This window comes from Burkholderia pulmonis (assembly GCF_984667975.1).
On record NZ_OZ480187.1, the window covers coordinates 3,211,258 to 3,233,855 of the forward strand.

Genomic DNA, 22,598 nt, shown 5'->3' on the forward strand with positions numbered 1-22,598 from the left:
GGCCGCCAGCCTCCGTTCGATGGAACGGGCGGTGCGGTAGTATGGCGATTCGATGGAACCCCGATGGATCTGAACGAGTGGCCATGCCCGAATTTTCTTCATCTCCCGGCGCCGGCCAGGGCGCGCAAGCGCTCGTCCTCATCGCCGAGGACGAACCCGAGATCGCCGAGATCCTGCTCGCCTATTTCGCGCGCAACGGCCTGCGCACCGTGCACGCCGCCGACGGCCGCCGCGCACTCGAACTCCACCTGTCGCTGAAACCCGACCTCGTACTGCTCGACGTGCAGATGCCGCACGTCGACGGCTGGAAGGTGCTCGCCGAAATCCGCCATCGCGGCGATACGCCGGTCATCATGCTCACCGCGCTCGACCAGGACATCGACAAGCTGACCGGGCTGCGCATCGGCGCCGACGACTACGTGGTCAAGCCGTTCAACCCGGCCGAAGTCGTCGCGCGCGCCCAGGCCGTGCTGCGCCGGTCGATGGCCGGCTCGCGCCAGGAAGAGCAGCGCGTGCTGCGCGCCGCGCCGTTCGAGATCGATCTCGAGCACCACGAAGCGACGGTCGAGGTCGACGGCACGCGCCACACGCTCGTGCTGACGCTCACCGAATTCAAGCTGCTCGCGCAGCTCGCGCGTGCGCCGCGCCGCGTATTCAGCCGCGCCGAGCTGATGGCCACCTGCCTGCCGGAAGGCGACGCGCTGGAGCGCACGGTCGACAGCCACGTCAGCAAGCTGCGCAAGAAACTCGACGACCTCGGCGTGCAAGGCACGCCAGCCAGCGTGCGCGGCGTCGGCTACAAACTGTGGAGCGGCGATTGAAACTCGATGGCCTGAGCCGCCAGATCGCGCTGACGATGGGCGCGATCGCATTCGGCATCACGGTGCTGATCGTCGTGACGGCCTACGCGTTCTACTACCTGCTGTACAAGTACTCGCCGCAGTCGTTCCAGCCGGAAAGCTGGCTCCCGAGCGGGCCGGAGTGGGTGTGGATCAGCTCGACCACGCTGGTCGGCCTGCTGATCGCGATCGTCGTCGCGATCAACCTGTCGCGCCGCATCCTCGTACCGCTGAACTCGGTGACGGACAGCATCCGCCGCGTTGCCCGCGGCGATCTCGGCGCACGCGCGGTCGCCGGCGACCGTTCGCTGCACGAAGCAGCGCTGCTCGCCGACAACTTCAACGCGCTCGCGAGCGAACTCCAACGCGTGACCGACGAACAGACGTTCTGGAACGCGGCGATCGCCCATGAACTGCGCACGCCCGTCACCGTCTTGCGCGGGCGGCTGCAGGGGCTCGCCGAAGGCGTGTTCACACCGAGCGAAGCGCTGTACCGCAGCCTGCTCACGCAGGTCGAAGGGCTGACGCGGCTGATCGAGGATCTGCGCGTGGTCAGCCTCGCCGACAGCGGTCACCTGAGCATCGAGATCCGCGACGCCGATCTCGCTGTCGACGTGCGCGCCGTGGTCGACGTGTTCGCACACGCGCTGCATGCCGCCGGCCAGCATCCGGAACTCGATCTCGATCCGCGGCGCATGTGCTGCGACCCGGTCCGCATCCGCCAGGCCCTGCTCGCGCTGCTGGAAAATGCACGCCGCCATGCGGTGCCCGGCACGATCCGGATCCAGACGCGCATCGAGAACGGCATGTGCCGGCTGCGCGTCGAGGACGACGGCCCCGGCATCCCGGCCGATTTCGCGCCGCACGTGTTCCAGGCGTTCCGGCGCGTCGACGATACGAAACCCGGCGGCACGGGCCTCGGGCTCGCCGTCGTCGCGGCGATCGCGCACGCGCATCACGGCGAAGCCCTCTGCGTGCCGACCGGCGCGGGCGGCACGCGGTTCGAGGTGCAGTGGCCCGACACCCTCGTGCCGGCGCCCGACAGCGAACGGTTCCCGGCGTAACGCGCGCCCTTGCCCCTTTGAACCTTCACCCCTTCACGCGCGCGATTCGCGCCCGACCTGTTCAAGCGGCGGACTGAACCCGAGCACCGTGTACTCCATCGCGGACACCGTCCCTTTCCCGGCCGCGCCCTGCACGACCACCGCGCGCACCGCGCCGGCGCGGTCGAATTTCAGCTTCGTGCCGACGGTCGCGTGACGCAGCGCCTCCAGTTCCTCGATCCGCGCGATCGCCAGCTTGCGCACCGCGCCGGACACGTACACCGGCAGGAACACCAGCGCGATGAAGATCGACACCGCATCCTTCGACACGCTGTCCAGCACCGGCTGGCCCGACATCACGAGCGACAGCGACGTCGCGGCGACGAAGATCGCGAGCACGGTCGCGCCGACGCCGAGCGACGAGAACCGCTCGGCCGCCTTCTTCATGCGCGCCTTCACGAGCGCCCGTGCGGTCACGGACGTCATCAGCCATTCGCGCTGCGCGCCGTAGAACCCGGCAATGCCGAGGAACAGCGTCGCGACCGCGCTGACGGCGATGCTCGTGTACAGCGCTTCGGCCATCATGCAGACGAATTCGAGCACGCACACGAGCACGAGCGGGAGCAGCAGCAGACGGAACGAATAGCCGTCGCGGCCATGGCCGCGAATCCACCATTTCACCGGCGCGAGCTGCCAGAAGCGGCTGTCCCGGCGGAGCAAAAGTTCGTCGTTGTCGGTCAATTCTTCACCCGTGGTGTTTCGTTGCGTCTGTGGGTCCGGCATGCTGAAACAGGAATGAATACCTCAGGTTATCGATTGATCCCAAAGATTCATTAGACAGTGTCTCCGCCGCCGCGCGATGCTGGCTTCGCCCGTGAACGCCGCGTCATTGCAACGCCGCGCACGAAAATGGAGTGAGACACATGCCTAACGACCATCGCCAACGGCGCCACACGCTGTGGCTGCTGTGCGCGCTTTCGTTCATCCTCTACGTCGACCGCGTCAACCTCGCGACCGCAGCCGGCGCGATCAAGGCCGAACTCGGCCTGTCGAATACCGAACTTGGCGTCGCATTCTCCGCGTTCGCGTATTCGTATGCAATCTGCCAGATCGGCGGCGGCTGGATCGCCGACCGGTTCGGCGCCCGCATTACGCTGATCGGCTGCGGGCTGATCTGGATCGCCTCCACCTTCACGACCGGGCTCGTGCACAGCCTCGGGCTGCTGTTCGCCGCACGCCTGCTGCTCGGCATCGGCGAAGGCGCGACGCTCCCGGCCCAGGCCCGCGCGATCACGCACTGGTTCCCGCGTGAGCGGCGCGGCGTCGTACAGGGTTTCACGCATTCGTTCTCGCGGCTCGGCAACGCGGTCACGCCGCCGATCGTCGCGGCGCTGATGACGTGGCTGTCGTGGCGCGCGGCGTTCTTCGTGATCGGCGCGGTGACGATGGTGTGGCTCGTGTGGTGGATCGTCGGTTTCCGCGAACATCCGCTCGGCGACGACGACGGCCGCACGCGCACCGCCCGCCCTGCCGCACCGTCCGGCCCGACGCCGTGGGGGCCGCTGTTCCGCCGGATGGCGCCGACCATCTTCGTCTACTTCTGCTACGGCTGGACCGCATGGCTGTTCTTCACGTGGCTGCCGACGTTCTTCCTGAACGGCCAGGGCCTGAACCTGAAATCGACCGCGCTGTTCGCGTCCGGCGTGTTCTTCGCGGGCGTGGTCGGCGACACGCTCGGCGGCTGGCTCTGCGACCGCATCTACCGGAAGACCGGCAACCTCGCGCTGTCGCGCCAGAGCGTGATCGTCGCGAGCTTCGTCGGCGCGCTGATCTGCCTGCTGCCGCTCGCGCTCGTGCACTCGACGGGCGGCGTCGCGCTGTGCCTGTCGGGGTCGTTCCTGTGCCTCGAACTGACGATCGGGCCGATCTGGGCCGTGCCGAGCGACATCGCACCGACCCACGCCGGCATCGCGAGCGGGATGATGAACGCCGGCTCCGCGATCTCGGGGATCCTGTCGCCGATCCTGTTCGGCTACCTCGTCGACCGCACCGGCAGCTGGACGGTGCCGTTCATCGGCTCGGTCGCGATGCTGCTGATCGGTATCATCGCGGCGCTGCGGATTCGCCCCGATCGCACGCTGTCCGAATCGATGCCGTCGCTCGCCGACGCGCCCGCCGCGCCGTCGGCGCACTGAAGCGGGGTGCTTCGGGTTCGCCTGCCCTAGCTGCCTCGCCGGCGTCGCCGTCACGCTTCACTGCGTTCCGCGATGGTGGTGGCTCGGCTTGCTTGGCGGGTTCGCCGGGTTCGGCTTGCTCGGCTTGCTCGGCTTGCTCGGCTGGTTCGGCTGGTTCGGCCGACGTGGCTGGATCGGCCTGCTCGGCTGGATAGGCCTGCGCGGTTGCCGCGGCTGGCTCGGCCGCCTCGGCTGGCAAACCACGCCATTAAGCCCCGCCATCATCTCCGGCCCCGGTTCCGTGAAACAGCGCGAGAAACTGCTGCGCGGGCACGCTCAGCGGCCGGTCGCGCCGCACGATGCTGCCGTACGACGGCAGTTTCAGTTCGAGCGTGTAATCGATGATCGCAACGAGCCCGTGCTCCGCGTTGCGCTGCGCGACCGTCAGCGGAATCACGCCGAGCATCGGCGAACGGTCGACGAGATTCATCGTCGTCAGGATCGAGCCCGTTTCGACGAGCCCGCGCGGCATCGGCCGGTGGCGCGCACGAAATTCGCGCTCGACGACTTCGCGCGCCGGGCTGCCGGCCGGCTGCACGATCCACGCGTAATCGAGCAGCGCATCGAACGCCACCGGCCCCGCGCCCGCGAGCGGATGGTCGCGGCCCGCGATGATCGCGAGCGCCTCGTCGTCGACCACGCGGAAGTCGCAATCGGTCCCGACGTTGCGCCCGATCACCACTTCGAGCACGCCTTCGCGCAGCTGCGGCATCAGCCGGTCGCTCGTATCGACCGCGATGTCGATCGCGAGCAGCGGGTAGCGCGCCTTCAACTGCACCAGCGCCTCGGTCAGCCGCCCCGGCGACGCGGCCATGATGCTGCCGATCGCGAGCCGCCCCGCGCTGCCGAGCTGCAGTTCGCCGAGCTCGCGGTTCAGCGCCTCCACGCTGCCGCGAATCCCGCGGAAATAGCCGAGCACGCGCTCGCCGGCCGGGTTCAGCACGAGCCCGCGCCCGACGCGATCGAACAGCCGCTGGCCGAGCGCGCTCTCCAGTTCGGCCAGCATCTTCGTCGCGGCCGGCTGCGTGAGGCCCATCTGCTCGGCTGCCGCGCGCAGCGTCGTGCATTCGTCCACGGCCAGTAACAGCGCGATCTGCCGCATCCGCAGGCGGTTCAGCAGTTGCGGGGTCGAGTCTCGTCGGTCGATCGAGCCCATCTTTGATTACTCCAGGTTATCGATTCATCAAGAGTTTTCAATTTACCGACTCATTCCGTCTACCTAGCATGAACCCCATACACGAACGACCACGCGCCGCCACCGGAGACTCCGCATGAACACCCCATCGACCGCCCCCTCGCTGCCCGTCGTCGCGCTGACGCTCGGCGACCCCGCCGGCATCGGCGCCGAACTGATCGCGAAACTGCTCGCCCGCCCGGACGCCACTGCCCGCGCGAACCTCGTGCTGATCGGCGACCGCTGGCTGTGGGAAGCGGGCCAGCGGGTCGCGGGCGTCACCGTCGACGTCGAGCCCGTCGCGTCGCTCGCCGCCGTGCGCGGCCGGCCGTCGACCGCGCGTGCCGCGTTCGTCGAAGTCGACACGATCGATCCCTCACTGGTCACGGTCGGCCAGCCCGGCGCGGCCGGCGGCCGCTCGACGCTCGCCGTGCTCGACAGCTGCGTCGACGCCGCGCTGGCCGGCGACATCGACGCGATCTGCTTCGCGCCGCTGAACAAGTACGCGATGAAGCTCGGCGGGCTGCGCCACGACGACGAGCTGCACCACTTCGCCGAAGCGCTCGGCGTGACCGGCTACTTCTGCGAATTCAACACGCTCGGCGAACTGTGGACCGCGCGCATCTCGTCGCACATCCCGCTGAAGGACGCGGCCGGCTGCCTGAGCATCGAGCGGATCGAACAGGCCTCCGAACTGATCTACCGGTCGCTACTCGCGAACGGCGTCGCCGCGCCGAAGGTGGCGATCGCCGCGTTCAACCCGCACGGCGGCGACGGCGGCAGCTGCGGCCGCGAGGAAGTCGACATCATCGAGCCGGCGGTGCGCAGGCTGCAGGCGCGCGACTGGCCGACCGATGCGCCGTTCCACGGCCCGTTCCCCGCCGACACGATCTTCCTGAAGGCGCAGGCCGGCGACTACCAGGCGATCGTCACGATGTACCACGACCAGGGCCAGATCGCGATCAAGCTGCTCGGCTTCTCGCGCGGCGTGACCGTGCAGGGCGGGCTGCCCGTGCCGATCACGACGCCCGCGCACGGCACCGCGTACGACATCGCGGGCCGCGGCACGGCCGACGTCGGCGCGACCTGGCAGGCACTGCAGATCGCGTGCCGGATGGGCGCCGCGCGCCGCACCCCCGCCGTTTCGGCGTGACGGCCAGCCCGGCCGCCCGCCTTTCACACACGACAACACCGACTCTCGGAGACACCGCCATGAAAATCCGGTCCGTACGCGCTCGCGTATTCCAGTGGAAAGGAAAGACCGTCCCGCCGCAGGGCAACTTCTGTTCGAACGCGATGGACCTGCTGTACGCGCCGCAGGAGACGATGAGCACGTTCCGCTTCCATTCGTGGACGGTCGTCGAGGTCGAGACCGACGACGGCATCGTCGGCCTCGGCAACGTTGCGCTCGCGCCGCATGTCGCGAAGGTCATCATCGACCAGTACCTCGCCCCGCTCGTGATCGGCCATGACCCGTGGGACTACGAGTACCTGAACCAGCGGATGTACCGCGCGACCCACGCATGGGGCCGCAAGGGCATCGGCATGGCGGCGATCTCGGCCGTCGACATCGCGATCTGGGACATCCTCGGCAAGAGCGTCGGCAAGCCGGTGTTCAAGCTGCTCGGCGGCCGCACCAAGGAAAAGATCCCCTGCTACTACTCGAAGCTCTACCGCACCGACCTGAAGGCGATGCAGGACGAGGCGCAGCAGTATCTGAAGGAAGGCTTCCGCGCATTCAAGATGCGCTTCGGCTACGGGCCCTCGCACGGCCAGCAGGGCGTGGTGGAAAACCTGAAATCGGTCGCGGCGATCCGCGAGGTGATCGGCTACGACAACGACCTGATGCTCGAGTGCTACATGGGCTGGAACCTCGAATACGCGAAGCGGATCCTGCCGAAGCTCGAGAAATACCAGCCGCGCTGGCTGGAGGAACCGGTGATCGCGGACGACATCGACGGCTACGCGGAGCTGAACCAGCTGACGCGCATCCCGATCTCCGGCGGCGAACACGAATTCTCGCTGTACGGCTTCAAGCAGCTGCTCGACCGCAAGGCCGTGTCGGTCGTCCAGTACGACACGAACCGCGTCGGCGGGATCACGATGGCGCACAAGATCAACGCGCTGTGCGAAGCGTACAGCGTGCCGGTGATTCCGCATGCGGGCCAGATGCACAACTATCACCTGACGATGAGCACGCTCGCGTCGCCGATGAGCGAGTACTTCCCGATGTTCGACGTCGAGGTCGGCAACGAGCTGTTCTATTACATCTTCGACGGCGAGCCGGTGGCCGAGAACGGCTTCGTGCAACTGCGCGACGACGTGCCGGGCCTCGGTCTCACGCTGAAGACCGAATTCCTCGACCAGTTCGACATCGTCGAGTGAGGCCGATCATGAACGCACGCTACCAGGGCGTCTTTCCGGTCGTGCCGACGATCTTCGACGCGCACGGCGCGCTCGATCTCGACGGCCAGCGCCGCTGTCTCGACTTCATGATCGATGCCGGCTCGCACGGCCTCTGCATCCACGCGAACTACTCCGAGCAATTCGCGCTTGGCGACGACGAACGCGACCTGCTCACGCGCATCACGCTCGAGCACGTCGCGGGCCGCGTGCCGGTGATCGTCACGACGTCGCACTTCAGTGCGCGGATCTGCGCGGAACGCAACCGGCAGGCCCAGGCGCTCGGCGCGGCGATGGTGATGGTGATGCCGCCGTACCACGGCGCGACGTTCCGCGTGCCCGAAGCGCAGGTGCGCGCGTTCTTCCGCGAAGTCGCCGACGGCCTCGACATTCCGCTGATGATCCAGGACGCGCCGGCCAGCGGCGTCGCGCTGCCGGCGTCGCTGCTCGCGTCGCTCGCGCGCGAGATCGACGCGGTGTCGTACTTCAAGATCGAGACGGCCGGCGCCGCGTCGAAGCTGCGCGAGCTGATCGCGCTCGGCGGCGATGCGATCGAAGGGCCGTGGGACGGCGAGGAAGGCATCACGCTGCTCGCCGATCTCGATGCCGGCGCGACCGGCGCGATGACGGGCGGCGGCTACCCGGACGGGATTCGCCGGATCACCGACGCGTATTTCGCCGGCCGTCGCGACGAAGCATACGAGCAGTACGCGCGCTGGCTGCCGCTGATCAACTACGAGAACCGCCAGTCGGGCTTCCTCACCGCGAAGGCGCTGATGAAGGAAGGCGGCGTGATCGCGTGCGACCGGCCGCGCGCGCCGTGGCCCGAGCTGCCTCCGCAGGTGCGCGCGGGCCTGCTCGACACCGCGCGGCGGCTCGACCCGCTCGTGCTGCGCTGGGGGCACTAGACATCGGTTCACACGTGCGACGCCGCGGGGCGTTGCGCATCGGCGGCCGGTGCGACACCGGCGCGTCACGGCGTGACAGCGGTCCATCAGAAGACCGCCGCCGCCCATCACCAAGATCGGAGACACCATGACCCTGTTGACCCCGGCCACCCCGGCATACGAAGCCGACGAAGCCATTCCGCGCCGCCGCTGGCTGCGTGTGATCCCGCCGCTGCTGCTCGCCTGCATCATTTCCTACATGGACCGCGTGAACATCGCGTTCGCGATGCCCGGCGGGATGAACGCCGATCTCGGCATGGACGCGACGATGGCCGGGCTCGCCGGCGGCATCTTCTTCTTCGGCTACCTGTTCCTGCAGATTCCCGGCGGCCGGCGCGCGGCGCTCGGCAGCGGCAAGACCTTCATCGCGTGGTCGCTCGTCAGCTGGGCCGTGCTGTCGGTGCTGACCGGGCTCGTCACGCACACCTGGCAGCTGCTGACCCTGCGCTTCCTGCTCGGCGTGGCCGAGGGCGGGATGCTGCCCGTCGTGCTCACGATGGTCAGCCACTGGTTTCCCGACCGCGAACGCGGCCGCGCGAACGCGATGGTGATCATGTTCGTGCCGCTCGCCGGCATGATCACCGCGCCGCTGTCCGGCTTCATCCTCGCCACGTACGACTGGCATCACCTGTTCTTCAGCGCGGGCGCGCTGTCGCTGCTGTGTCTCGTCGTATGGATGCTGTTCGCCGACGACGGCCCGGAGACCGCGCGCTGGGTATCGCCGCGCGAGAAGGCGTACATCCTCGACGCGCTGCGCGACGAGCAGGAGTGCAAGCGCGCGGCCGGCACGCCGGCTGCCGCCTCGTTCGGCGAGATGCTGCGCAACCCGACGATCTGGCTGCTCATCGCGATCAACTTCTGCTATCAGGTCGGCATCTACGGCTATACGATGTGGTTGCCGACACTGCTGAAAAACCTCACGCACAGCGGGATGGGCAAGATCGGCCTGCTCGCGATGCTGCCGTATGTCGCGATGGTGATCGGGATGTTCGTCACGTCGTATTTGTCTGACCGAACCGGCAAGCGCCGCCTGTTCGTGCTGCTGCCGCTCGTCGGTTTCGCCGCGTGCCTCGCGCTGTCGGTGCTCACGCACGGGTCGATGGCCGTGTCGTTCGCGTTCCTGATCGGCTGCGGCTTCTTCCTGCAGGCGGCCGCCGGCGTGTTCTGGGCGATTCCGCCGAAGCTCTGCAGCGTCGAGACGGCCGGCGGCGCGCGCGGCCTGATCAATGCGCTCGGCAACCTAGGCGGCTTCTGCGGCCCGTATGCGGTCGGCGTGCTGACGCAGCACGTGAGCGCGGCGGCCGGCGTGTACAGCCTCGCGATCACGCTCGCGGTGGCCGGCCTGCTCGCGCTGACGCTGCCGAAGCGCTGCGAGGACTGACGCCGGATACCCGGGACACCGAACGACATTACGGAGACTCACCATGAACGACATCCTGTTGCTGGTGCAGAAATGCGCCCATACCTTCAGCTTCTACGACCTCGAGACGAAAGCGCCGCTCAAGCACATCGTGCTGCCGAACTTCCCGCACGAGTTCACCGTCGACGTGAACGAGCGCCACGCGTACGTCGGCATCTTCGGGATCGAAACGGCCTGGTCGCGCGGCCATGAAGGCGATCACCGGATCGCCGAGATCGACCTCGTCGCACGCACGCACACGCGCATGCTCGACCTGTGGCCGTACTACCGGCCGCACGGGATGGCGAGCGACCGCGACGGCCGGCTGTACGCGATGAGCGAAGCGCACGACATGCTGCTCGTGTTCGACGAGCCGACCCGGCAGCCGGTGCCGAACATGGCCGTGCCGTCCGGCGGCGTGAAGACGCACCTCGTGACGCTCACCCGCGACGCGAGCCGCGCCTACGGCGTGCACCTGCTGTCGAACACGGTCACGCAGTTCCATCCGCGCGACGCGACGGTCGCGCCGCGCGCGGTGATGCCCGGCCCGCGCCCCGAAGGCAATGCGCTGTCGAGCGACGAGCGCACGCTGTTCGTCGCGAATCGCGGCGACGACACGCTGGTCGAGATCGACACGGAAACGATGACGTGCGGCCGCCGCGTGAAGACGCGCAGCGATCCGAACCGCATCTACCGGACGAGCGCGCCGGACGGCCGCGACCTGCTGCTGCTGACCAATTCGGGCGAACGGTCGATCTCGGTGTTCGATGCGCGGCAGCTCGAGGAAATCGAGCGCATCGCGCTGCCCGCGAACCCGACCGCGCTGTCGTTCCATCCGTCGCGACGCGTCGCGTACGTGTCGTTCCAGGACGACTACGTGCGCGAGCTCGACCTCGACGCCTGGCGCTTCGTCAGCGCGCTCGCGACGCTGCGCGAGCCCGATGCGTCGTACGTGCTCACCGGCGCGCGCTGACATGCGCGACGATTCGCCGCCTGACGACATCGACGGCCTGCCCGATGCGCTCGTCGATGCGCATCATCACCTGTGGCAGCTCGATGCGGGCGCGCACTACCCGTGGCTGCAGGCGCAATACGATCCGGCGCGCTTCATGTTCGGCGACTACGCGGCGCTGTGCCGCAACTTCGGCGTCGACGATTTCCGGCACGCGGCGCAACGCGCGCCGATCATCGCCAGCGTGCACGTCGAGGCCGAACGCGCGCACGACGAGGCGCTGGCGGAAACGCGCTGGCTGCACGACGTCGCGGCCGCGCACGGGCTGCCGTCGGCCATCGTCGCGTGGGTCGACCTGCTGGCCGGCGACGCGGACGAACGGCTCGCCGAACAGGCCGCATGGCCGCGCGTGCGCGGCGTGCGCTTCAAGCCGCGCATCGCGGCCGCGCCGGATGCGTCCGTCGACGGGCCCGGCACGCTGCATGACCCGCGCTGGCCGGCCGCACTCGAACGCGTCGCCGCGCACGGCCTGGGCTGGGACCTGCGCGTGCCGTTCTGGCATCTCGGCGACGCGGCCGCGCTGCTCGCCGATGCGCCCGGCGTCGACGTCGTGCTCGAACACGCGGGGCTGCCGTGGGATCGCTCGGCAGCCGGGCTCGCGCGCTGGCGGCGCGGGATGGAAGCGCTCGCCGCGTTGCCGCGCGTCACCGTGAAAATCTCCGAGCTCGGCCTGCGCGACGCGGTGTGGAATGACGCGGACAACACGCGGATCATTCGCGACACGATCGCGATCTTCGGCTGGCAGCGCTGCCTGTTCGCCAGCAATTTCCCGGTGGCCGGCCTGCGCGTGTCCTATCCCTCGCTGCTGCGCACGTTCGTCCGCGCGATGGCGCACCTCGACGACGCGGCGCGCCGTGCGATCTGGCATGACAACGCGCTGCGCGTGTACCGGATCGCGCTCGGCGCGCCGCATCCGTCGCATCCGCCCGCGCAGGGCTGACACCCCTTCCCCTCTCGTCGGGCGGGCATCGCGCCCGCCCGACCGACACATTTTGTGCATCGCACGACTCAACCTGAGCAAAAAGTATCGGTTCGCGAATTCTTTTGATGTGGTGATCGCATCGCCCCCGTCACACCATTGTTCCTGCCGTCGCCGACGGCATTCGAACAAGCAGAATCAAGGAGACACGGGTGAACAAGATGCGAATCGTCGCAGCCGGCCTGCTGCTCGGCGCCTGTCTGCCGGGCGTCGCGGCCGCGCAGGTCTGCAAGGTGCCGACCCTTCGGGTGCTCGCGCAGAAGAGCCTCGGCCTGTCGGTGATGGAGAAGTCGCTGGCCGACTACGAGAAGAAGAGCGGCACCAAGGTCGAGATCAGCTATTTCGGCGAGAACGACCGCCGCGCGAAATCGCGGCTCGACGCGTCGACCGGCGCGGGCTCGTACCAGATCTACTACGTCGACGAAGCGAACGTCGCGGAATTCGCATCGGCCAACTGGATCGTGCCGCTCCTCAAGTACTACCCGAAGGAATACGACTACGACGACTTCCTGCCCGGCCGCCGCGCGGTCGCGAGCTACAACGGCGTCGCCTATTTCGCGCCGCTGATCGGCGGCGGCGACTTCCTGTTCTACCGCCGCGACATCCTCGACGCCGCGCACATCCCGGTGCCGAAGACGCTCGACCAGCTCGTCGCCGCGATCAAGAAGCTCAACGCGCCGCCGAAGCTGTACGGCTGGGTCGCGCGCGGCCAGCGCGGCTCGGGGATGAACGTGTGGCGCTGGTCGCCGTTCATGCTCGGGATGGGCGGCGCGTGGACCGACAAGGGCGGCCAGCCCGCGTTCAACTCGCCGGCCGCCGTGAAGGCCACGCAGCTCTACAGCGACCTGTTCAAGTACGCGCCGCCGGGCGCCGCGACCTACGACTGGAGCAACGCGCTCGAAGCGTTCCGCTCGGGCAAGGTCGCATTCATGATCGAGTCGACGCCGTTCGCGGACTGGATGGAGGATGCGAGCAAGTCGAGCGTGGCCGGCAAGGTCGGCTACACGCGGCCGCCCGCACCGCTGCCGTCGGCCGCGTACGGCCACGGCTTCGCGATCTCGGCGGTCGGCGCGAAGGACGACTGCACGCGGATGGCGGCCGGCCGCTTCATCGCGTGGGCGACCAGCAAGGACCAGGAACAGGCGCGGCTGCGCGCCGGCGTGTTCAGCGACTACAACCGCACGAGCACGATCGCGAGCCCGTACTTCAAGCAGCACGTCGCGCCGCAGATCCAGGCCGGGCTGAACGACACCAACCCCGTCACGCAAGTGACGATCTGGCGTACGCCGCAGTGGCCGGACATCGGCGACAACCTCGGCATCGCGCTCGAACAGGTGTTCACCGGCACGCAGACGGACGTGCGCGGCACGCTCGACGACGCGGTTCAATATGCGAAGGACGCGCTCGAACATGGCGCTCGCAAATGACGGCGCCGGCGGACGCGCGCTCGGCGTCCGCCCGGCTCCTTCCACCCCTTCGGGCGCGCGCGGGCGCGCGCGCCGCGACCGCACGAGCCTGCCGTGGGTGTTCCTCGCGCCGACGCTCGCGCTGCTCGCGGTCCTGAGCCTCGTCCCGACCGTCGCCGCGATCAACCTCGCGCTGCGCAACCGCGTGCTGCGCTACCCGGACAGCGAATACGTCGGACTGCGCAACTTCGTCCGGCTCGCGTCGGACCGGCGCTTCCTGAACGCGATCGAGGTGTCGGTGCTGTGGGAAGTCGTCACGGTGGCCGGCGCGGTGCTCGTCGGGATCGCGCTCGCCGTGTTCCTGTTCGAACGCGTGCACGGCCGCTGGCGCCGCTTCGCGTCGCTGGTGCTGATCATGCCGGTGCTGCTGCCGCGCGTGTCGGCCGCGTTCATCTGGAAGTTCATGTACGCGCCGCTCACCGGGATCCTGAGCTGGCTGCTCGGCATGCTCGGCGTCGAGAACACAGCGTTCCTCGCCGATCCGCATCTCGCGCTGTACGCGGTCGCGCTCGTCGACGTGTGGCAGTGGGGGCTGTTCTTCGCGGTCGTGATCCTGAAGCTGCTGGAGACGCTGCCGCCCGAGCCGCTCGAAGCCGCGCGGCTCGACTACGCGACGACGTGGCAGGTGCATGCGTACATCGCGCTGCCGATGCTGAAGGCCCCGCTCGTGAGCCTCGTGTTCATCAAGATGGTCGAGTCGCTGCGCTCGTTCGACCTGATCTACGTGATGACCAAGGGCGGCCCCGGCATCGCGACCGAAACGCTCGATCTCTATGCGTACCAGCAGGGCATCGGCCTCGCCGGCAAGGTGTCGTATGCATCAAGCATGGCCGTGCTGATGATGGTCGCGACCACGCTCGTCTTCACGCTCATCTGGAAGAGGGTCAACAAATGGGACGACTGACGGCCCGCCGCGGCCCCGCCGCCACTGTTTCCACCGTCGCGATCGCCGGCGCGATCCTGCTCGTCGCCGCGTTCCCGCTGTTCTGGGCCGTGCTCAATTCGCTCAAGCACCTGCTCGACATCGTCAGCCCGACGCCGCGCTTCTTCTTCACGCCGACGCTCGCGAACTACGAGCAGGTGCTGTCGAGCCCCGAGGTGATGATCGGCCTTGGCAACAGCATCGCGATCGTCGGCGCGGCCGTGCTGATCGGCGCGCTGCTCGGCGTGCCGGCGGCCTACGCGATCGCACGCTACCCGGTGCGCGGCAAGCGCGACATCCAGTTCTTCCTGCTGTCGCTGCGCTTCCTGCCGCCCGTCGCGGTCGCGCTGCCGCTGATCGCGATCTGGGTCGATCTCGGGCTGTACGACACCAGGCTGTCGATGATCGTCACGTACCTGCTCGTCACGCTGTCGACCATCACGTGGCTGTCGATCCCCGTGTTCCGCCGGCTGCCGCGCGAGATCGAGGAAGCCGCCGCGCTCGACGGCTACGGCCCGTATGCGGTGTTCTGGCATATCGCGCTGCCGGTGTGCGCGAGCACGCTGCTCGGCGGCATCGTGTTCAGCTTCGTGCTGGTCTGGAACGAACTGATGATCGCGCTCGCGCTCACGTCGTCGCGCAGCGCGACCCTGCCGGTGGTCGCATCCGCGTTCACGTCGCTCGGGCAGGAAGTGCCGTGGGGCGTGATCAACGCGTCGACGGTGCTGCTCGCGCTGCCGCCGCTCGTCTTCGTCGGCATGCTGAGCCGGCTGCTCAATTCGATGGTCAAGGGAAAATAAGGAGGATGTGTTGAAAGCGCTCGTACTCGAACGCACGCGCGAGCTCGCGCTGCGCGACATCGACCTGCCGCAAGAGGTCGGCCCCGGCGATGTCCGGATCAAGGTCCATACGGTCGGCGTCTGCGGCAGCGACGTGCATTACTACGTTCACGGCGGCATCGGCCCGTTCCGCGTCGACGCGCCGATGGTGCTCGGCCACGAGGCCTCCGGCACCGTCGTCGAGACCGGCGCCGGCGTCACGCACCTGCGCGTCGGCGACCGCGTGTGCATGGAGCCCGGCGTGCCGCGCCTCGATTCGCCCGCGACGCTGCGCGGGCTCTACAACCTCGATCCCGACGTGCGCTTCTGGGCGACGCCTCCCATACACGGCTGCCTGACGCCGTTCGTCGTGCATCCGGCCGCGTTCACGTACCGGCTGCCCGACAACGTGTCGTTCGCCGAAGGCGCGATCGTCGAGCCGCTGTCGATCGGCCTGCAGGCCGCGAAGAAGGCCGCGATGAAGCCGGGCGACCTCGCGGTCGTGATCGGCGCCGGCACGATCGGCGCGATGACGGCGCTCGCCGCGCTCGCCGGCGGCGCCGCGCGCGTGATCCTCGCCGACGTCGTGCCGGACAAGCTCGCGCTGTTCGCCGACAACCCGGCCGTCACGACCGTCGACGTGCGCACGCGGCCGCTCGCCGATGTGGTGGCAGAACTGTCCGGCGGCTGGGGCGCGGACGTCGTGTTCGAGGCGAGCGGCAGCGCGAACGCGTATGCGGGCCTCGTCGACCTGATGTGCCCCGGCGGTTGCGCGGTGCTGATCGGAATGCCGGTCGACCCGGTGCCGCTCGACGTGGTCGCGCTGCAGGCGAAGGAAGGCCGCATCGAATCGGTGTTCCGCTACGCGAACATCTTCCCGCGCGCGCTCGCGCTGATCGCGTCCGGCGCGATCGACGTGAAGCCGTTCATCTCGCGCACGTTCCCGTTTTCCGAAGGCGTCCGCGCGTTCGAGGAAGCGGCGAGCGGCCAGCCGCGCGACGTCAAGATTCAGATCGAAATGGATTGAGCCATGGCCCAGATCACCTGCAAGGCTTTGTCGAAGCACTACGAAGGCGGCCCCGCCGTGCTGCACCCGCTCGACCTCGAGATCGCCGACGGCGAATTCATCGTGCTGCTCGGCCCGTCCGGCTGCGGCAAGTCGACGATGCTGCGGATGATCGCGGGCCTCGAGGCGATCACCGGCGGCGAGCTCATGATCGGCGACGCGGTCGTCAACGACCTGCCGTCGCGCGAGCGCAATGTCGCGATGGTGTTCCAGAACTACGCGCTGTACCCGCACATGACGGTGTACGACAACATCGCGTTCGGCCTGCGGCGCCTGAAGGTGCCGGCCGCCGAGATCGACCGCCGCGTGCGCGACGTCGCGCGCATCCTGAGCCTCGACGCGCTGCTCGACCGCCGCCCGCGCGCGATGTCGGGCGGCCAGCAGCAGCGCGCGGCGATCGCGCGCGCGATGATCAAGACGCCGGCCGTGTTCCTGTTCGACGAGCCGCTGTCGAACCTCGACGCGAAGCTGCGCACGCAGTTGCGCGGCGACATCAAGCGGCTGCACCGGCAACTGAAGACGACCACGCTGTACGTCACGCACGACCAGCTCGAGGCGATGACGCTCGCGGATCGCGTCGTGCTGATGCGCGGCGGCCACATCGAGCAGATCGGCACGCCGGCCGAGCTGTACGGCCGGCCGCACACGGTGTTCGCCGCCGGGTTCGTCGGCACGCCCGCGATGAACTTCGCGGACGGCACGATCGAGCGCCTCGGCGCGAGCGTGCTGCTCGACTGCAACGGCGCGCGCTGGCCGCTCGCTTCGCCGCGCTTCGCCGGGCTGCAGGACGGCCAGCACGTGAAGGCCGCGATCCGCCCGAACCACCTGCGGCTCGTCGCCGAAGGCGATCCGGCCCCCGGCACGCTCGCGCTCACCGGCACGGTCGAACTGGTCGAGCTGCTCGGCGCCGAGGCCCTCGTCACGCTGGACTGGCGCGGCCAGCCGTGCGCGGCCCTCGTGCCGGCCCCGATGGCCCCCACGCCGGGCGCCGTGGTAGCGTTCCGCTTCGACGAAGAAGCCCTGCACCTGTTCGACGCCGGCACCGAGCGCAACGTCACGCTGCCGGACGCGAACCCGATCGCGCAGGCGGCGCCGCCGGCGGCCGCGACGCGCGCAACATCGCCTGCCGCAACGGGCTGGTCGATGTCCCGTTCGTAGCACGCCGGCACGCCCGACGGAGCACACGATGAACCCGGATCTCGAGATCGTTCCCACCCACCGCGACGAATCGTTTCGCGCGTGGGTTCACGACTACCCGCATTCGGTCGCGAAGTGGCACTTCCATCCCGAGTACGAGATTCATCTGATCCAGGCGTCGCACGGCAAGGTGTTCGTCGGCGACCACATCGGCGATTTCGGCCCCGGCAACCTGATCGTCACGGGGCCGAACCTGCCGCACAACTGGGTCAGCGAGCTCGCCGACGGCGACCGCGTGCCGTCGCGCGACGTCGTGCTGCAGTTCTCGCGCGATGCGATCGAGAAGATGGTCGGCGCATTCAGCGAACTGCAGCCGGTGATCGACCTGATCGACGATGCGGCGCGCGGCGTGCAGTTTCCCGACCGCGTCGGCGCCGAGGTCGCGCCGCTGATGCTCGAACTCGCGAACGCGCACGGCTGCCGGCGCGTCGAGATCCTGATGTCGCTGTTCGACCGGCTGTCGTCGTGCCGCGAACGGCGCGTGCTCGCGGGCCCCGGCTACCGCAGCGACGCACAGCACTACATGTCGTCGACCATCAACCAGGTGCTGTCGTATCTGCAGCAGAACCTGCCCGGCATGCTGCGCGAGACCGACGTCGCCGCGTTCGCCGGCATGAGCGTCAGCACCTTCACGCGGTTCTTCCGCCGCCACACCGGCTCGTCGTTCGTGCGCTACCTGAACCGGCTGCGCATCAACGAGGCATGCGAGCTGCTGATGTTTTCCGACCTGACGGTGACCGACATCTGCTACCGGATTGGCTTCAACAACCTGTCGAACTTCAACCGTCAGTTTCTCGCGATGAAGCAGGTGCCGCCGTCGAGATTCCGCGCGCTGCACCGGCTCAATGAACCACATGGCCGCGACGACGCGCCGCCCCCGCGACGCGCGCCGCCGCGTGCCCCAGACAGGACGCTTCATACGTGACATTTCTCGGCATCGACCTCGGCACGTCCGAGGTCAAGGTACTCCTCACCGATTCCCGTTCGGTGCCCCTCGCGACCGGCTCGGCCACGCTGTCGATCAGCCGCCCGCATCCGCACTGGTCCGAACAGAGCCCGCAGGCGTGGTGGCACGCGATGCTCGACGCGATCGCGTCGGTGCGCGCCGCGCACCCGGCCGGCTTCGCTGCATTGCGCGGCATCGCGCTGTCCGGGCAGATGCACGGCGCGACGCTGATCGATCGCGCGGACCAGGTGCTACGCCCCGCGATCCTGTGGAACGACACGCGCGCCGGCACCGAATGCGTCGAACTCGAAGCGCTGGTGCCGGAATCGCGCACGATCACCGGCAACATGGCAATGCCGGGCTTCACAGCGCCGAAGCTGCTGTGGCTCGCGAAATACGAGCCGGCCGTGTTCCGCGCGGTGCACAAGGTGCTGCTGCCGAAGGATTACCTGATCTGGCGCCTGTCCGGCGAATTCGTGTCCGAGATGTCCGACGCATCGGGCACGCTGTGGCTCGACTGCGCGCGCCGCGACTGGTCCGACCGGATGCTCGCCGCGACCGAGCTGTCGCGCGCGCAGATGCCGCGCCTCGTCGAAGGCAACGCGCCCGCCGCGCAGCTGCGCGACACGCTGCGGCGCGAATGGGGCATCGCCGGGCCCGTGACGATCGCCGGCGGCGCCGGCGACAACGCGGCGTCCGCGATCGGCATGGGCGTGACGGGCGCGGGCAGCGGCTTCCTGTCGCTCGGCACGTCCGGCGTGCTGTTCGCCGGCAACGACCGTTTCGCGCCGAACCCGGACGCCGCCGTGCACGCGTTCTGCCACTGCATCGAAGGACGCTGGCACCAGATGAGCGTGATCCTGTCGGCCGCCGCGAGCCTCGACTGGCTCGCGCGCGCGCACGGCACGACCGCCGGCGTGCTCGCCGCGCGCGCCGAGCGCGCCGATCCGGCGCGTGCGCCGCTGTTCCTGCCGTACCTCGGCGGCGAGCGCACGCCGCACAACGACACGCACGCGCGCGGCGTGTTCTTCGGGCTGTCCAACGAGCACGACGCGTACGACCTCGCGTATGCGGTGATGGAAGGCGTCGCGTTCGCGATGGCCGACGGCTACGACGCGCTGCGTGCGGCCGGCACGACGCTCGATTCGGTGTCGTTCATCGGCGGCGGCTCGAAGAGCGCGTTCTGGGCACGGCTGTGTGCGAACGCGACCGGGCTCGCGATGCAGCGCCACGCGGACGGCGCGGTCGGTGCGGCACTCGGCGCCGCGCGGCTCGCGCGGCTGGCCGCGACGGACGACACGCTGGCGGAAGTCTGCGTCGCGCCATCCATCATGGAAACCGTCGCGCCCGATTCCGCGACGGTCGATCTGCTGGCGGGGCGGCTCGCGCGGTACCGGCGGCTGTACCACGCGCTGCGGGACGAGTTCGCAGCCGCCGACTGAGCGGCGGGGCGTGGTTCGTCGCTCGCATCCCCAGTATCGCGGCCGGCCAAACCAGGCGGGAACCCGCTTGACCCGGCCCCTGGGATCGCCTTTATGCTGGTCGCAACGAATCGACGACCCGAGGATGACCCATGAGCGATGTCACACGTGGCCTGAGCGCATCGGAAGCCGCTGCGCGGCTCGGCGTATCGGTCAAGGCGCTGCGGCTGTACGAGCGCCAGGGGCTGGTCACGCCCGGGCGCACGGTGGCCGGCTACCGGGCCTACGTCCCGGACGATCTGGCGCGTGCTGCCGAAATCGCGGCGTTTCGCGCGCTCGGCCTGAGCCTGGCCCAGGTCGCGAGCGTGCTGGGTGGCGACGCCGGCAGCCTGAACGACGCGTTGGCGACGCATGAAGCGTCGCTCGAGCACGGCATCCGGGATCTGGTCGGCAAGGTCGACAAGGTTCGCGCCATCCGCGCCGATCTCGCGCGCGGCCGAATGCCCGACGACGGCGAATTGACCCGCCTGCTCGATCCGGCGGCCACCGGCGTGGCGTTCAGCCTCCCCTGGCCGTGGGGCGGCGAATGGTTCGAGTTTCGCGATATCCGCCCGCTGAACTACATCATCGGTTCGCTGGGCAGCGGCAAGACCCGCCTCGCGCACCGGCTGGCCGACGCGTTGCCCGGCGGCGCGTTCCTCGGGCTGGACCGGCTGGGCGAAGACGGCGCGGCCGCATTCGCCGCGTTACGGGCCGATCCGGCGCTGCAGGTGCGCGTCGAGCGTACGTCGGCGTGGCTCGCGGGCGAAGGCGCCACGCCGTCTCCGGCGCTGACCGTGCTGCTCGCCGGCCTCGAGGCGGACAGCGCCGGTGCGCTGGTCGTGGACATGATCGAGCAGGATCTCGACCAGCCGACGCAGGCGGCGTTGATTGCGTGCCTTCGCCAGCGCGCCAGGGCCGGCGGCATGCGGCCGCTGTTCCTGCTGACCCGCTCGTCGGCGATCCTGGATCTGTCGGCCGTCGGCCCCGACGAAGCGATCATTCTGTGTCCCGCCAACCATAGCCCGCCTGCCCGCGTCGCACCGTACCCCGGCGCACCCGGCTACGAAGCCGTGGCCACCTGTCTTGCTTCGCCCGCGACTCGCGCGCGGATCGCACGGAGGCCGGAGGCAGGGTAAAGGCAGCGCTCCGGCTCGTCATTACGGTGGGCGATGGCCCGCGTGCGCGGCCCGGGCGGCCGGTACGTCGTCGGCCACACGCCGCTCACTCGCGAACGACCCGGTGCAGGCGACGAACCAGGGTCAATGCCTGCTGCGCCGACGTCAGGTTCGTGAAGCCGAGCAGCATGCCGGGCGGCGTCCGGCCGCCCGGGCTCCAGCCGCTCAGCGGCTGGACCGACAAGCCCTCCAGATCGGCCATGCGTGCGACGGCGCGATCGTCGACAGCCGCGCGCCAGTACGCCACGACATGCAGGCCGCCCGCGCGGGGCGGAATCTGCAGCGCATCGCCGAAGACCTTGACCAGCGCATCGATCAGCCACGTGCGGCGGGTTGCGTACAGCGCGCGCATTTTCTTCAGGTGGCGCGCGAAGTGCCCGTGTTCCATGAAATCGGCAACCACGGACTGCATCAGCATCTGGCCGCTGCCGCCGAGCCAGCCGGCGGTTTCGCGAAAGGCCTCGACCTGCTCCTCGGGAACGACGAGGTAGCCCAGCCGCAAGCCCGGATACAGCACCTTGCTGAACGATCCGGTGTAAAGCACGCGTTGGTGGCGATCCAGGCTTTTGAGCGCGGGCAGCGGGCGGCCGTGGTAACGGAATTCGCTGTCGTAGTCGTCCTCGACGATCCAGGCCCGCTGCCGGCGGGCCCAGTCGAGCAATGCCAGGCGCCTCGGCAGCGACAGCGCGATGCCGAGCGGGCTTTGATGGGTCGGGGTGACCACGGCAAAACGTGCATCGGCCGCCCGGCGTCGCCCCGCTTCCACGCACAGGCCGTCGTCGTCGACCGGTACGGACACGAGCCGCATGCCCGCGTGCTCGAGCAGGCGGCGTGCGTGGATATAGCCGGGATCCTCGAACCAGCCGGTGTCGCCCGGGCGCAGCAGGGTCCGGCAGATCAGATCGAGTGCGCCGCGATACCCCGCCGTGATGAAGATCTGCCCGGCCGAGCAGTCGATGCCGCGCGACACGCCGAGATAGGCGGACAGCGCACGCCGCAGCGCGTCGTGGCCTTGAGGCGGCGCATAGTCCAGCGACGGTATCGGCATCGCCCGCACATGGCGCCCGGTCAGCCGTATCCACGGCATGCGCGGAAATGCATCGAGCGCGGGAATACCCATCTGAAACGGCTTCGGCCCGCTCGCCGCCGGATCGCCGTGCGGCGGTTCGTCCGGCCTGGGTGCGGCGGCGAGCGGCTGCCGGCCGTCCGGCAACTGGGGCGAGACGACGGTACCGGCCGGCCCGCGTGCGACCAGGTACCCTTCGCCGATGAGGATCTGATAGGCCGCTTCGACCGTGCCGCGCGCCAGATTCAGTTCGCTGGCCAGGCTCCGCACCGACGGCACGCGCTTGCCCGGCGCAAGCCTGCCCGTCTCGATCGCATCGCGGAAGCGCCGGTACAGTTGCCGGTAGACCGGCATGTCGAGATGGCGGTCCGGGATCAGGTCGTCGAAGTTCATGTCCCAGTCAAATAGTCACTTTATGCCCCTTCAGGATACGCCATCCGGTTTGTAAA

General features: G+C 69.0%; 20 protein-coding genes. 17 read left to right on the forward strand and 3 right to left on the reverse strand.

Annotated elements, in window-relative coordinates; genetic code table 11:
- Window positions 1-83 precede the first annotated feature (83 nt).
- On the forward strand, window positions 84-821 hold the full coding sequence (locus tag AC5LXK_RS31195; protein ID WP_493392499.1) for a response regulator: 738 nt from the start codon (window positions 84-86) through the stop codon (window positions 819-821).
- A complete protein-coding gene (locus AC5LXK_RS31200) occupies window positions 818-1,903 on the forward strand; it encodes an ATP-binding protein (RefSeq protein WP_493392500.1) in 1,086 nt (361 codons plus the stop codon). Before AC5LXK_RS31195 ends, AC5LXK_RS31200 begins: the two co-directional genes overlap by 4 nt.
- Window positions 1,904-1,936: 33 nt before the next feature.
- On the opposite strand, the gene AC5LXK_RS31205 is transcribed toward AC5LXK_RS31200, so the two are convergent.
- Entirely contained in the window at window positions 1,937-2,623 is a 687-nt protein-coding gene (locus AC5LXK_RS31205; RefSeq protein ID WP_493392501.1) for a hypothetical protein, read from the reverse strand.
- A 182-nt stretch (window positions 2,624-2,805) separates the two neighbouring features.
- Here AC5LXK_RS31205 and AC5LXK_RS31210 point away from each other — a divergent pair, with 182 nt between their 5' ends.
- Complete coding sequence (locus tag AC5LXK_RS31210; protein WP_493392502.1) at window positions 2,806-4,077, forward strand: MFS transporter; 1,272 nt, start codon at window positions 2,806-2,808, stop codon at window positions 4,075-4,077.
- 247 nt (window positions 4,078-4,324) lie between these two features.
- Here the strand turns inward: AC5LXK_RS31210 and AC5LXK_RS31215 are convergent, their stop codons facing one another.
- Window positions 4,325-5,272, reverse strand: a complete 948-nt coding sequence (locus tag AC5LXK_RS31215) for a LysR family transcriptional regulator (protein ID WP_493392503.1) — start codon at window positions 5,270-5,272, stop codon at window positions 4,325-4,327.
- Window positions 5,273-5,387: 115 nt separating this feature from the next.
- Here AC5LXK_RS31215 and AC5LXK_RS31220 point away from each other — a divergent pair, with 115 nt between their 5' ends.
- The 14 genes from AC5LXK_RS31220 (at window position 5,388) to AC5LXK_RS31285 (ending at window position 21,044) form a co-directional block, all read left to right on the forward strand.
- Window positions 5,388-6,443 carry a 4-hydroxythreonine-4-phosphate dehydrogenase PdxA gene (locus tag AC5LXK_RS31220; protein ID WP_493392504.1) on the forward strand — a complete coding sequence of 352 codons (1,056 nt, stop codon included), beginning with the start codon at window positions 5,388-5,390 and terminating at the stop codon, window positions 6,441-6,443.
- A gap of 59 nt (window positions 6,444-6,502) precedes the next feature.
- The gene (locus tag AC5LXK_RS31225; RefSeq protein WP_493392505.1) at window positions 6,503-7,675 is read left to right on the forward strand and encodes an L-rhamnonate dehydratase; all 1,173 of its coding nucleotides are present in this window, start codon (window positions 6,503-6,505) and stop codon (window positions 7,673-7,675) included.
- Window positions 7,676-7,683: 8 nt separating this feature from the next.
- Entirely contained in the window at window positions 7,684-8,601 is a 918-nt protein-coding gene (locus AC5LXK_RS31230) for a dihydrodipicolinate synthase family protein (RefSeq protein ID WP_493392506.1), read from the forward strand.
- Window positions 8,602-8,728: 127 nt separating this feature from the next.
- A complete protein-coding gene (locus AC5LXK_RS31235) occupies window positions 8,729-10,021 on the forward strand; it encodes an MFS transporter (RefSeq protein WP_493392507.1) in 1,293 nt (430 codons plus the stop codon).
- A gap of 43 nt (window positions 10,022-10,064) precedes the next feature.
- Window positions 10,065-11,012: a YncE family protein gene (locus AC5LXK_RS31240; RefSeq protein ID WP_493392508.1), complete on the forward strand. Its 948-nt coding sequence runs from the start codon at window positions 10,065-10,067 to the stop codon at window positions 11,010-11,012.
- A 1-nt stretch (window position 11,013) separates the two neighbouring features.
- Window positions 11,014-11,991 carry an amidohydrolase family protein gene (locus AC5LXK_RS31245; RefSeq protein WP_493392509.1) on the forward strand — a complete coding sequence of 326 codons (978 nt, stop codon included), beginning with the start codon at window positions 11,014-11,016 and terminating at the stop codon, window positions 11,989-11,991.
- Window positions 11,992-12,191: 200 nt separating this feature from the next.
- Window positions 12,192-13,457, forward strand: coding sequence for an ABC transporter substrate-binding protein (locus AC5LXK_RS31250; protein ID WP_493394092.1), 1,266 nt, complete (start codon window positions 12,192-12,194; stop codon window positions 13,455-13,457).
- Window positions 13,441-14,400 carry a carbohydrate ABC transporter permease gene (locus tag AC5LXK_RS31255; RefSeq protein WP_493392510.1) on the forward strand — a complete coding sequence of 320 codons (960 nt, stop codon included), beginning with the start codon at window positions 13,441-13,443 and terminating at the stop codon, window positions 14,398-14,400. Before AC5LXK_RS31250 ends, AC5LXK_RS31255 begins: the two co-directional genes overlap by 17 nt.
- Complete coding sequence (locus tag AC5LXK_RS31260; protein WP_493392511.1) at window positions 14,388-15,218, forward strand: carbohydrate ABC transporter permease; 831 nt, start codon at window positions 14,388-14,390, stop codon at window positions 15,216-15,218. Before AC5LXK_RS31255 ends, AC5LXK_RS31260 begins: the two co-directional genes overlap by 13 nt.
- Window positions 15,219-15,228: 10 nt before the next feature.
- Window positions 15,229-16,263 (forward strand): NAD(P)-dependent alcohol dehydrogenase, encoded by a 1,035-nt coding sequence (locus AC5LXK_RS31265; RefSeq protein WP_493392512.1) that lies wholly within the window; start codon window positions 15,229-15,231, stop codon window positions 16,261-16,263.
- A gap of 3 nt (window positions 16,264-16,266) precedes the next feature.
- Window positions 16,267-17,460, forward strand: a complete 1,194-nt coding sequence (locus AC5LXK_RS31270; protein WP_493392513.1) for an ABC transporter ATP-binding protein — start codon at window positions 16,267-16,269, stop codon at window positions 17,458-17,460.
- Between the two features lie 28 nt (window positions 17,461-17,488).
- Entirely contained in the window at window positions 17,489-18,424 is a 936-nt protein-coding gene (locus tag AC5LXK_RS31275) for an AraC family transcriptional regulator (RefSeq protein ID WP_493392514.1), read from the forward strand.
- Window positions 18,421-19,887, forward strand: coding sequence for a xylulokinase (gene xylB / locus AC5LXK_RS31280; protein ID WP_493392515.1), 1,467 nt, complete (start codon window positions 18,421-18,423; stop codon window positions 19,885-19,887). Before AC5LXK_RS31275 ends, xylB begins: the two co-directional genes overlap by 4 nt.
- Window positions 19,888-20,018: 131 nt before the next feature.
- Window positions 20,019-21,044, forward strand: coding sequence for a MerR family transcriptional regulator (locus AC5LXK_RS31285; RefSeq protein ID WP_493392516.1), 1,026 nt, complete (start codon window positions 20,019-20,021; stop codon window positions 21,042-21,044).
- An 85-nt stretch (window positions 21,045-21,129) separates the two neighbouring features.
- On the opposite strand, the gene pdxR is transcribed toward AC5LXK_RS31285, so the two are convergent.
- Window positions 21,130-22,542, reverse strand: a complete 1,413-nt coding sequence (gene pdxR, locus AC5LXK_RS31290; RefSeq protein ID WP_493392517.1) for a MocR-like pyridoxine biosynthesis transcription factor PdxR — start codon at window positions 22,540-22,542, stop codon at window positions 21,130-21,132.
- Window positions 22,543-22,598: the final 56 nt, after the last annotated feature.

Excerpts from the sequence above, each read along its gene's own strand:
- AC5LXK_RS31195 (WP_493392499.1), top strand. The coding sequence starts at position 84 with ATGCCCGAATTTTCTTCATCTCCCGGCGCCGGCCAGGGCGCGCAAGCG.
- AC5LXK_RS31210 (WP_493392502.1), top strand. The coding sequence starts at position 2,806 with ATGCCTAACGACCATCGCCAACGGCGCCACACGCTGTGGCTGCTGTGC.
- AC5LXK_RS31215 (WP_493392503.1), bottom strand. The coding sequence starts at position 5,272 with ATGGGCTCGATCGACCGACGAGACTCGACCCCGCAACTGCTGAACCGC.
- AC5LXK_RS31220 (WP_493392504.1), top strand. The coding sequence starts at position 5,388 with ATGAACACCCCATCGACCGCCCCCTCGCTGCCCGTCGTCGCGCTGACG.
- AC5LXK_RS31225 (WP_493392505.1), top strand. The coding sequence starts at position 6,503 with ATGAAAATCCGGTCCGTACGCGCTCGCGTATTCCAGTGGAAAGGAAAG.
- AC5LXK_RS31230 (WP_493392506.1), top strand. The coding sequence starts at position 7,684 with ATGAACGCACGCTACCAGGGCGTCTTTCCGGTCGTGCCGACGATCTTC.
- AC5LXK_RS31235 (WP_493392507.1), top strand. The coding sequence starts at position 8,729 with ATGACCCTGTTGACCCCGGCCACCCCGGCATACGAAGCCGACGAAGCC.
- AC5LXK_RS31240 (WP_493392508.1), top strand. The coding sequence starts at position 10,065 with ATGAACGACATCCTGTTGCTGGTGCAGAAATGCGCCCATACCTTCAGC.
- AC5LXK_RS31245 (WP_493392509.1), top strand. The coding sequence starts at position 11,014 with ATGCGCGACGATTCGCCGCCTGACGACATCGACGGCCTGCCCGATGCG.
- AC5LXK_RS31250 (WP_493394092.1), top strand. The coding sequence starts at position 12,192 with ATGCGAATCGTCGCAGCCGGCCTGCTGCTCGGCGCCTGTCTGCCGGGC.
- AC5LXK_RS31255 (WP_493392510.1), top strand. The coding sequence starts at position 13,441 with ATGGCGCTCGCAAATGACGGCGCCGGCGGACGCGCGCTCGGCGTCCGC.
- AC5LXK_RS31260 (WP_493392511.1), top strand. The coding sequence starts at position 14,388 with ATGGGACGACTGACGGCCCGCCGCGGCCCCGCCGCCACTGTTTCCACC.
- AC5LXK_RS31270 (WP_493392513.1), top strand. The coding sequence starts at position 16,267 with ATGGCCCAGATCACCTGCAAGGCTTTGTCGAAGCACTACGAAGGCGGC.
- AC5LXK_RS31275 (WP_493392514.1), top strand. The coding sequence starts at position 17,489 with ATGAACCCGGATCTCGAGATCGTTCCCACCCACCGCGACGAATCGTTT.
- AC5LXK_RS31285 (WP_493392516.1), top strand. The coding sequence starts at position 20,019 with ATGAGCGATGTCACACGTGGCCTGAGCGCATCGGAAGCCGCTGCGCGG.
- pdxR (WP_493392517.1), bottom strand. The coding sequence starts at position 22,542 with ATGAACTTCGACGACCTGATCCCGGACCGCCATCTCGACATGCCGGTC.